The following is an 11523-nucleotide window of genomic DNA, read 5'->3' as shown; positions in this document are numbered from 1 at the left end:
TTTGTTTAAATGAAAACTCAGGTCTTTTACCTTATTTTTTGTCATAATTGGATAAATTTTACAAATTGTTTTGATAATTTATTTTTAAGCTTTTATAATAATAAGAACAAGCTGTTCATATTTTATATAGAACTTGTCCAATCCTAGCGATCATTTCGATTAACTAATTCTCGAAACGAAAGTAGGAATTTTTTTTGTACCTAAAAATAGAGGAGGATGAACATGGTTAAGCTCTATGTCCTGGCGGTTGTCATTGGTGGAGTGACCGGATTTATTTTTCACATCCTGTTTAACAAAGGTACGATTATGCTTCCGGTGAGACGAAAGAAAGGCTTTTATTTAGGTTTTCTTGCAGATATTTTATTTGGAGCAACAGCCGCGACACTATTTGTTTCTTTATTTATACCAGAAAACATGTTAAAAGATATGCGTATGGTAATCGGATACTGTATATTAGCTGGTCTCTCATCTCAAAGCTTTCTTTTAAGCAGAGCACTTAACACTGAACGGGAAAGGGTAAGTTCACTGCATAATATTTCTAAGCAAATTGTGTAGTATTTTCAATAATTTACTTGGCAAAAGATGAAGGAGGCATGTAATGAGGCTAGTGCTAACACCCGAAGAGAAAGCAATTTATTTAGATTTATTAGAAGATTTATTAAATGCTGATACTGAATACGAAATTAAAAGTATCGAATTCCAAGTCATAAGCTTTTTAAACAACATAAAAGAATCTAGAAAAAATGTTGAAGATTTCGATGAAAAAGCGGCAGCCGCTCAATTCGTACGTGCTGGTAAATTGAAAAGTTAAGCAAGCATTTAATTGACTTTATTTAGCAACTAAAAACTGGAACTCAAAATTAGAGTTCCAGTTCTTTATTTTAGTTAATTCCTAGTTTTGCTTTAATTGTTTGGATTGTTTGACCATTAAGCTCTTGGACTGGACTCGGTGTATCTAAAACATAATCATTTTCTTTTAAATAATTGGTTTCTAGTAATTTAAAATCTTTTGCATCGGTAATGCCATCAAAGTTAATGTCAGTATTTCGATTGTTTTTATTCCAGTTTGCTTCTAGCAAAATTGCATCATTTAGATCGACCACGTTGTCTTTATTGATATCTCCAGCTTTCGATTTAGCAGTGTAGTAATAAATGCTTTCTCCATTACTTATATTTCCAGCTTTTCTTCCAACTTCAAGCGGAGTGTAAGTAGTAAAATGTCCTGGAACATCTACAATAACAGTGTAAAGAAGTTCGTTCGAAGGCAGGTTGTTAATAAAGATTTGGCCGTTTTTTTGTATTTCACCTATATATAAGTTACCTTTAGAATCTTGTACTTTAACACTTGCACCAACAGTTGTGTAATCCGTTGAATAATTGTAAGTGCCATCTTCTTTGTATAGGCCTTGTGCTCCAAGCTGAGCTTGTACTTTTGAATAGGGTGCAAAGATTGGAAGTAGACCTGTTTGCATCAGTGGTCTAACAGTTGCTCCACTAAAATCTTTGTATGCCCCTCCGTAAATATTAAATAGTTGACTAAGTACATTTACATATTCATCTGCTTTAGTATCAAATACTAGATCGATTAATGGCACATCCCCTGAAATACCATCGTTAGGCATTTTCAATGTAATGTTTGAAGTTAAGCTAGTTGTACCGCTAGTAGTAGTAGTAAGATCAGAACCATCTGGTAATGTTTTGTTTTTTTCTATCTCAACAGAATCAAAATATTTATTCAAGTAATTTATTGAAAAGCTCATTTCTTTAGCGTTCTTTAATCCATGGCTAAACAAAGTATAGGTTACTTTATCACCCATAGTTATTGATTCTTTATTGGGCTTAGCATAAATGTATTGCGAACCAGCTTTTACATAGTAAATTACCTTTGGTGCAACAGATGAATTACCAGCTCGATCAGCACCTACAAATTGAAGCATTGTAGCAGACGAAGAGCCAGTTACAGAAATTTCTTTCGAGAATTTACCATTTTCATCTACGCTTATACTTAATGCTGGTCCATTAGAGCCGTAATATACCTTGTTAGTAGATTGTGTTATATTCATTCCGTTCTTTTGCATTTCACTTACTTCGTTATCGATTACCGTGCCCGATAACGTAACTGTTTTTTGATCTGGTGCTAATTCAACAAATGGAAGATCTCCTTTTGGTATAGCATTTGTTTGATCTAATGAGAGCGTTGCACCGTTATTATCGATATAGACTTTATCAGTTTTGACAAATTGTTTACCAGCTTGATTTGTTCCAATGGCTTTAATTTTATAAACGCCATCTGGAGCTGAAATAGAAGTAAATCCAATCGGCTTTTTAGCATTTCCAGTAAAGGGGAAATATCTACCTGCAAATCCATCTTGTAAATAATAATCATAGTCTACAGCAGCACCTGTCGTGTTGATTGAAGTGATTAACCCTAAATCTTTATCTGTTTTTGGATCAACTAAAACAAAATCGATGGTTTTCATAGGTGAATTTAAATTGAAATCTAAATCAGTATCTTTAATACTATATTGTGCGATTACACGATTATTTGAGATAGATGGAGAGTGGGTCGCAAAATATTTAAATCCTTCTTCAACAACACGTGCGCCAAATGGAATTTGATAATTCTCTTCAGGATTTTTTTCATTTTCAATACGAATGTATCCTTCATACGTTCCTTTTTCAGCTGTTTTTGGAACTGTTAATAAGACAGAAAGTTCTTTTTGAGTACCTGATTTTACCTTAAAAGAATCCTCAGATAATTTTACATTTACACCGTTTTTTTCAGCATCCAATGAACCTTGCGCGCCTACATTATATTCTACAGAAATAACGTATTTTTTCATTTTTTTGCTTGAGTTAGAGATTACAAGTTTCTTTGACTCGTTGAAAGAAGTTTCATTATTCATAGGAATAAAACCATAGCTAAGACCACCTGTTTGCTCTTGAATCATATGCTCTTGTCCATTTTCAATATAAGGTGTTTCATCTAAAACTGATATTTCTGTATCAGAATGAATAGCTTCATAAGGGTCAACCCTGCCTGCGCCTATCTCAAATACGCTATTCTTACCGTTTAATGGGTCCGCTGTATTCATTAATACTGTTTTAATATCAGCAGGTTTATAGCTTGGGTTTGCTTGCAGTAAAAGTGCTGCAATACCTGCAACATGGGGAGTCGCCATTGATGTACCTGACATTCTTTCATATGCAGATGAATAATCATTCTTATCATTTTTATTATTGATATAGGAAGGTACTGTTGAAAGTACATTTACGCCTGGCGCTGTTATTTCTGGTTTTATATCGTATAAAGTTCCTGATGGACCTTTTGAACTGAAGTCTGCTAATACATCACCGGGAATTTCACTCTCTCCTAATGCACCTAATGAAACAGTTAATGGACCAGTTGGTAATAAATCCCTAACTGCCGAGCCAGTATTATTATCCAACGAAAAGACTGGAATATTGTCATTACTCTCTCCTAAAAAGTATGGAATTTGCCCCTCGTTACTATTGTTGTTATATATAATAATTCCTGTTGCACCGTTTGGTTTTGCATACTTCATTTTATCGATTAAAGCATATGTGCCACGTATAACAAATGCTATTTTCCCTTTTACATCTTTTCCGGAATAATCATTTGGACCACCTTCTCCAACATTTACAATATCAAATGATTTTCCAGAAAGATTGCTAAAGTCATCGGTCCATTTTTTAGTCATTAACTGTAATGTTCCGTTTATTTTTCTTTTTCCAACTTTAAAACTACTTTTAAAGGTTGTTACTTTAGTAGATGCTGAGCTTGCACCAACGGTTAATGCAAGTGCAGCTGCACCCGGCGAGCCTAATGTAGATATTCCGTACTCGCCTGAATTTCCTGCTGCAACAACTGCTGTGACACCACTTAATACAGCATTATCAATTGCTAGGCTTGTAGGGTCTAATGGGTCATTATAATCGCTTCCTAATGATAGGTTTATTACATCCATGCCATCTTCTACGGACTTATCAATTCCAGCAATTACCGAAGAATTTGCGCCGCTACCATAGGGACCTAGAACACGATATACATATAAATCAGCATCAGGCGCTATGCCTGTTACTTTGAAATCTGAATCGTTTTTAGCTTGTCCAGCGATCGTACCTGAAACGTGCGTACCGTGCTCGGTATAATAAGCATTACCATTATAGAATTCAGGTTTTCCAGATTTCTTCCAATCATCGTAAGTCGTTTCCATTGGATTGTTGTCGTTGTCTACGAAGTCATATCCACCTTTATACGCATCCTTTAAATCAGGATGATTAAAATCAATACCAGTATCAATTACGCCAATCTTTATTCCTTTTCCAGTAATGCCTTCTTTATGAAGCTGATCTACTTTTAAAAATGGTATACTGTCAACGTTTGTTTTGTCCTTTGTTTCATCAATCAGTTTTGGAGGATTTACTCGAACTTGAGAATCACTGAAAATTGCTTTCACATCATTAAATTTTAATAATTTTTTAATTTGATTTGCAGGGAGAGTTAATGAGACTCCATTAAGTGAATGTTTATAAGTATGTTTAATTTGATAAATAGTTCGATTCGATTTCGTATCTTTACCTATTTTTTCTTGTAAATCTTTTTTAAATTGAATGTGAGATTTCTCTACTTTGGCCTTAGCGGTATCAAGTGAAATGTTTTTTCCTTTAGCAGCTGCCGTTAACTGTTCAGTTTTCGCGGGAAGAACATTAAATTCAACAATTACGGAAACTTCTTTTGAACTATTTAAATCTACATCTGATGAAAGATGCAATCCCGTTTTGAATTCGTTCGAATTTAATGTTTGAAGTGCCACTCTTTGTTCTGATGTCAATGTAGCTAATATCGCTTCACTTGAAGAAATTGTTTCAGCATTTGCATTAAAATGATCAGTAATAGGTGCAAAGGTTCCAAACAGTAGACAAGTACTTAATCCAATGGTTGTAAGGTGATTCGTTTTACTTTTCTTTGATTTTCGCATTTTTTCCCCACTTCTTTCTCAATTAATAAACTACTAGTATTTATTTTACAGAATATTCTTTGAATAAAAGGCGGGTTATTTTTGATGCATTTTTGTTAATTTTAACTGATTAAAGTGTAAGCAATTTAGTGAAACCTTGAATTAACAACATTTCGTGTAGAAAGAAATTGGGCGGATTTTTAGGACAGTAGATTATTTGTGAAAATGGAGGAGTAAGACTAAACGTTTTTATTCTACGGTTTGTTAAAAAGTTAGACTAGTAAACTAAAAAATCTTACTTACTGTTTTTTAGATCGATATTGCACTTTTCCAATTGGTATAGTGCATTTTTTACCTGGTATGTGAATTTATAGGATAAATAGTGTACAATAATTGTATTACTACAGTTTAAAAATAGGATAAATCTGATAAAAATAAGAGATACAGTTTATTGAACGGAGTGAATTAATGAAGATTTCAACTAAGGGAAGATACGGACTGACAGTTATGATTGAATTAGCTAAAAGATATTGTGATAAACCAATTTCACTCAAGAGTATTGCGAAAGCACAAAATCTTTCAGAGCATTATTTAGAACAAATTATTTCATTATTACGTAATGCAGGATTAGTTAAAAGTATTCGCGGGGCATATGGTGGGTATATTTTAACAAAGGAACCGAATGAAATTTCTGCAGGTGAAGTAATAACTGCACTTGAAGGTTCACTATCTCCAATCGAAAATCTTGAAGATGAAAATCCTGCACAAAGAGAGTTATGGACACGTGTTCAAAAAGCGATTAATGAAGTGTTAGACCATACGAGTCTTGAGGATTTAGCAAAATTAGAATCTGATGATTTAAATGGATATATGTTTTATATTTAATTTTAGTGCGTTCAAAATAGTTGAACGCTTCATAAAGAAAGGATTTAATAAAAATGGAACGTATTTATGTAGATCATGCTGCGACTTCTCCAATGCATCCAGAAGTAATTGAAAAGATGGTTGTAGAAATGCAAGAGACTTTTGGAAATCCATCTAGTATTCATTCATTTGGCCGACAAGCTCGTCAAAAGATTGATACTGCACGCATGATTTGTGCTAATAGTATAGGATCAAAAGTTAACGAAATTATTTTTACAAGTGGTGGAACGGAAAGTGATAACCTTGCTGTTTTAGGTGCTGCTTATGCGAATCAAAAATATGGTAAGCACATTATTACCTCTAGCATCGAGCATCATGCTATATTACATACATGCCAGGCTCTTGAAAAGAAAGGCTTTGAGGTTACGTATTTACCAGTTGATCATACAGGCCGCGTAAATGTAGAGGATGTAAAGGCTGCACTTCGTGATGATACAATTTTAGTATCAATTATGATGGTTAATAATGAAATAGGAACAGTTCAACCAATTAAAGAAATTGGTGAACTTCTTAGTGACCATAAAGCTCATTTCCATACAGATGCAGTACAAGCTTACGGTTTAATTCCAATTAATGTTGAAGAACTTGGTGTCGACTTATTATCCATTTCCTCACATAAAATTAATGGACCTAAAGGTGTAGGTTTTCTTTATGTAAGTGAAAATGCAATTTTTACACAATTACAATATGGCGGTCAGCAAGAGCGTAAACGTCGTGCGGGTACAGAAAATGTACCTGGTATTGTTGGATTAGCTAAAGCAGTAGAAGTAATTCACATCGGAAGAGATGAACGGATAGAAAGCTATTTGCGTTTCCATGAAATTTTAATGAATGTTCTAAAAGAAAATGGAATTCGTTTTGAAAAGAATGGAAATGAGTCGTTTTTTGCACCGCATGTGTTAAACTTATCCTTCGAAGATATTTCAATTGAATCATTTTTGGTAAACCTTGATTTATCAGGTATAGCAGCTTCAAGCGGGTCTGCTTGCACTGCTGGTAGTATAGATCCATCACATGTTTTAGTTGAAATGTTTGGAATAGATTCACCTAAAATACGTTCTTCGGTTCGGTTCAGCTTTGGTTATGGAAATACAGAAGAACAAATCCGTATACTTGGAGAACGTGTATCTTCAATTGTAAAACGATTAGTTAAAATATAAATTTTTATAGTGCGAGGGGATATTATTTATGAATAAAAAAGATCCAAAAGACACTCGCGTAGTAGTAGGAATGTCAGGTGGTGTAGATTCATCTGTAACAGCATATTTATTGAAACAACAAGGATATGATGTCATCGGTATTTTTATGAAAAACTGGGATGACACAGATGAATTTGGCGTATGTACAGCAACTGAGGATTATGAAGATGTAATTGCAGTTTGTAATCAAATAGGAATTCCGTATTATGCAGTGAATTTTGAAAAGCAATATTGGGATAAAGTGTTTACTTATTTCTTAGATGAATATAAAAAAGGTAGAACACCAAACCCAGACGTAATGTGTAATAAAGAAATTAAGTTTAAAGCATTTCTTGAACATGCAATGGAGCTAGGAGCAGATTACGTAGCGACAGGTCATTATGCTGGAGTTGAGTTCCGTGACGATGAATTTAAAATGTTACGAGGAATTGATAGCAATAAAGACCAAACTTATTTCTTAAATCAACTTGGCCAAGAACAACTATCGAAAGTTATGTTTCCACTTGGAGGCTATTTAAAGCCTGAAATTCGTAAAATTGCTGAAGAGGCAGATTTAGCTACAGCTAAGAAAAAAGACAGTACTGGAATTTGCTTCATAGGTGAACGTAACTTTAAAGAATTTCTAAGTAATTATTTACCTGCGCAACCTGGTGAAATGAGAACAATGAACGGGGAAGTTAAAGGTAAACATGATGGACTTATGTATTATACAATTGGTCAACGTCATGGACTTGGAATCGGTGGAAATGGAGACCCTTGGTTCGTTGTAGGAAAAGACTTAAAAAATAATATTTTATTAGTTGAACAAGGTTTTCATAATGAGTTACTTTATAGTAATGAAGTACTTGCTTCTGATATTAGTTGGACATCAGATAAACCGAAAGAAGGTTCATTTACATGTACTGCTAAATTCCGTTATCGCTCTGAAGATAACGAAGTAACAGTTCACATTTTAGATGATAACTCTGTAAGAATTCTTTGCCACGAAAAAATTCGCGCAATCACTCCTGGCCAAGCCGTTGTATTTTACGACGGTACAGACTGTCTAGGTGGAGGAACAATTGATCGTGCATTTATCGATGGTAATGAATTAACTTATTTAAGATAAATCTATTTACCCCAATCATAATGGTTGGGGTTGTTTTTTTGAATGGAAATACATAATTTTTCGCAGGAATTTTGAAGAAACGTTCCTTTGAAATGTATACTATGGTGTGATAGTGTTAAATAGATATATTAAGTTTCTTAAACTGATTAGTATAGAAAATGGAGTCTGTCAAAAATAATTGAAAGAAAATACATAGAGGTGTTATAGATGAATAATTTTGAACGTGGCGTAGCAGCCCTGCAAGAGGGGAACTTAGAGGATGCAGCTAATTTTTTAACGAAAGAAATTGAAGAAAATCCTACTAATTCATTAGCGTATGTTAATTTTGGTCAACTTTTACTATCGATGGGAGATGTAGAACGAGCTTGTCTTTTTTTTGAAAAGGCTTTAGAAATTGATCCGGAATTGGCAGCAGCGCATTATGCAGTTGGAACAGTTTATTTTGAAGATGGTAAATTTGAATTAGCTAAAAAACATTTTCAACATTGTGTGAAACTTGGCATGAATGATAGTGATGTCCATTTTATGATTGGTTTATGCTGTGTTAATAATGGCGAAGATCGTTTTGCACTTCCATTTTTTCAACGAGCGATTGAGCTAGATGATCAAGATGTAGACGCATTATTCCAATACGGCCTTACTTTAGCTAAATTGGAAATGTTAGATGAAGCAAAGGTTAATTTAGAAAAGGTTTTACAATTAGATGAACTTCATGCTGATGCACATTATAATCTAGGCATAATTGCGATGTTTAATGATCAAGTTACAACTGCAAAAGACCATTTTAATAAAGCGATTGAATGCCAAGATGATCATATGCTTGCTATGCATGCTTTAAAAGTAATTGAAAATAAAGAAGTAGAATGAAGCTAGTTTAGTTGTGTAAGTTCGGGGAGGTAGAGAAGTGCAAACCCAAAGTGAAATGGAATTGTTTGTTGATGAGACACCATATATTAAAGGGCATATCACAACAATCATCTTTTATAATGCAGAAAATTTTTATACTGTTGCAAAGATAAAAGTAGTTGATACAAATTTATCAAATTGTGAACAGGAAATGACCATTACTGGGAATATTCCAAGGATGAATGAAGATGAAACATATACATTTAAAGGGATTGTAAAAGACCATCCGAGGTATGGTAAACAATTTCAAATATCATCATTTGAAAAAGAGCTTCCATCTACTAAAAAAGGTGTTATTCAATATTTATCCTCAGATTTGTTTAAAGGAATTGGAAAAAGAACAGCTGAAAAAATCGTTGACCATTTAGGTGAAGGTGCAATTAATAAAATTTTAGATAATGCTGATAGCTTAGAAGGTGTTCCCGGGCTGGCAAAATCTAAAGCTAAAGAAATTTATGAAACAATTTTATCTCATCAAGGTCTTGAAAAAGTAATCAGCTTTTTAAGTAGCTACGGTATTGGAACGGGTTTATCGATTAAAATTTATAAGACCTATAATGAATCAACTCTAGATGTTATCAGAACAAATCCATTTAAGTTAATTGAAGATGTAGATGGGATTGGGTTTGGGAGAGCAGATGAAATTGGTCGGGCAATCGGTATTACAGGAAATCATCCAGATCGGATACGAGCGGGTTGTATTTATATCTTAGAACATTTATCGATGCAAGAAGGACATGTTTATATAACGCAAGATCAGTTTATTGATGAAACTAGACAATTATTAATGAAACAAGATAAAGAGCTTGTCGAACCAGTCGACATTTCTCGGGAAATGAAACGATTGGTAGCAGACGGAAAGCTAGTAATGGAAGACGAGAGAATCTATCTAGCCGCTCTTTATTACGCTGAGAAGGGCATTGTAAATGCGATCCAAAAATTATTAAGCAGTGCTCCAGATTTAGGTGAAATGACTGAAACTAGATTTGCAAAAGAGCTAGAAGACCTCGAATCAAAAATGAATGTAAAATATGCCCCTTCACAAGCACAAGCAATCAAAAAGGCAATGGAGTCAGCTATGATGGTCCTTACAGGTGGACCAGGGACAGGTAAAACGACAGTTATTAAAGGAATCGTTAATCTGTTTTCAACAATCCATGATTTATCATTAGATCAGCATTCTTACCCGAAAGATGATCCATTCCCTTATTTGCTTGCTGCACCTACAGGTAGAGCGGCAAAAAGAATGAGTGAAGCAACTGGATTACCGGCAGTAACAATCCATCGTTTACTCGGTTGGACAAGAGAAGGGGAGTTTAGCCATCATGAGGAAAATCCTTTAAATGGAAAGTTACTAATCATTGATGAGTTTTCAATGGTCGATGTTTGGTTAGGGAATCAATTACTCAAAAGTATTCCAGAAGGATGCCAAGTCATTTTTGTAGGGGATGAGGATCAATTACCTTCTGTTGGTCCAGGTCAAGTCTTAAAGGATTTATTAAACTCTGGTACAGTTCCAACCGTACGATTAAAAGATATTTACCGTCAATCAGAAGATTCTTCGATTATTACGCTTGCACATTATATAAAAGATGGAACAATATCTGAGGATTTATTTGAACAAAGAAAAGATCGTTCATTTATCGGTTGTTCAAGCCAACAAGTTGTTGAAGTCGTCAAAAAAGTGTGTGAAAATGCCAATAAAAAAGGTTTTCCTGTAAGAGATATCCAAGTATTAGCGCCGATGTATCGTGGTCCAGCAGGAATTGATGCTTTAAATGAAGGGCTGCAAGAAGTGTTTAACCCTAAAAGGGAAAAGCAACGTGAAATGAATTTTGGTGATACTACTTTTCGTACAGGTGACAAAGTTCTCCAACTTGTAAACGTTCCTGAAAATAATGTTTTTAATGGAGATATGGGTGAAATTGTAAACATTTTTTTCGCTAAAGAAAATGTAGAACAACAAGATATTATAATCGTTTCATTTGATGGAAATGAAGTGACTTATACTAGACCAGATTTTTCTCAATTAACTCTAGCTTACTGTTGTTCAATTCATAAGTCTCAAGGTAGTGAATTTGATATTATTGTGCTTCCAATTGTCAAAAGTTATTATCGAATGCTTCGAAGAAATTTAATTTACACTGCAGTGACAAGAAGCAAGAAGTTCTTAATCATGTGCGGTGAACAAGATGCATTTATTCAAGGTATTGGAAGAACAGATGATGGTCAAAGACAAACTACTCTATGTATGAAACTAAAAGGGATTGAAAATGGTGAAGTGCAACTAAACGAAGATTTACCATTTCAGCTTTCAGACGAATTACCAAATCTTTCACCTTATGATTTCATGTAAATGACTAAGAATATATAGTGCAAGACGATTCCTGTACTAACGTATATT

8 protein-coding genes are annotated in these 11523 nt (G+C 34.0%); 7 read left to right on the top strand and 1 reads right to left on the bottom strand.

The annotated features are described in order from the left end of the window. Nucleotides 1–222: 222 nt before the first annotated feature. Both BED47_RS20280 and BED47_RS20275 read left to right on the top strand, forming a co-directional pair. Nucleotides 223–555 (top strand): DUF4257 domain-containing protein, encoded by a 333-nt coding sequence (locus BED47_RS20280; RefSeq protein ID WP_056472677.1) that lies wholly within the window; start codon nt 223–225, stop codon nt 553–555. Between the two features lie 43 nt (nt 556–598). Further along, the gene (locus tag BED47_RS20275; RefSeq protein ID WP_056472680.1) at nt 599–811 is read left to right on the top strand and encodes a hypothetical protein; all 213 of its coding nucleotides are present in this window, start codon (nt 599–601) and stop codon (nt 809–811) included. 70 nt (nt 812–881) lie between these two features. Here BED47_RS20275 and BED47_RS24455 read toward each other — a convergent pair whose 3' ends face one another. After that, on the bottom strand, nt 882–5003 hold the full coding sequence (locus BED47_RS24455; RefSeq protein WP_069035141.1) for a S8 family serine peptidase: 4122 nt from the start codon (nt 5001–5003) through the stop codon (nt 882–884). A gap of 447 nt (nt 5004–5450) precedes the next feature. On the opposite strand from BED47_RS24455, the gene cymR reads away from it, so the two are divergent. The 5 genes from cymR to recD2 all read left to right on the top strand — a co-directional run bounded on the left by cymR (nt 5451) and on the right by recD2 (nt 11475). Next, complete coding sequence (gene cymR / locus BED47_RS20265; RefSeq protein ID WP_056472685.1) at nt 5451–5867, top strand: cysteine metabolism transcriptional regulator CymR; 417 nt, start codon at nt 5451–5453, stop codon at nt 5865–5867. A 53-nt stretch (nt 5868–5920) separates the two neighbouring features. After that, a complete protein-coding gene (locus BED47_RS20260) occupies nt 5921–7066 on the top strand; it encodes a cysteine desulfurase family protein (RefSeq protein WP_069035140.1) in 1146 nt (381 codons plus the stop codon). Nucleotides 7067–7094: 28 nt separating this feature from the next. Then, nucleotides 7095–8213 carry a tRNA 2-thiouridine(34) synthase MnmA gene (mnmA, locus tag BED47_RS20255; RefSeq protein WP_069035139.1) on the top strand — a complete coding sequence of 373 codons (1119 nt, stop codon included), beginning with the start codon at nt 7095–7097 and terminating at the stop codon, nt 8211–8213. A gap of 207 nt (nt 8214–8420) precedes the next feature. Beyond that, nucleotides 8421–9080, top strand: coding sequence for a tetratricopeptide repeat protein (locus BED47_RS20250; protein ID WP_069035138.1), 660 nt, complete (start codon nt 8421–8423; stop codon nt 9078–9080). A gap of 37 nt (nt 9081–9117) precedes the next feature. Continuing rightward, on the top strand, nt 9118–11475 hold the full coding sequence (gene recD2, locus BED47_RS20245; RefSeq protein WP_439097798.1) for an SF1B family DNA helicase RecD2: 2358 nt from the start codon (nt 9118–9120) through the stop codon (nt 11473–11475). Nucleotides 11476–11523 lie beyond the last annotated feature (48 nt).

This window comes from Gottfriedia luciferensis (assembly GCF_001712755.1).
Classification (GTDB): Bacteria; Bacillota; Bacilli; order Bacillales; family Bacillaceae_G; genus Gottfriedia; species Gottfriedia luciferensis_B.
The sequence above is the reverse complement of the archived record's forward strand: the minus strand, read 5'-3'. Positions and strand labels throughout refer to the sequence as shown.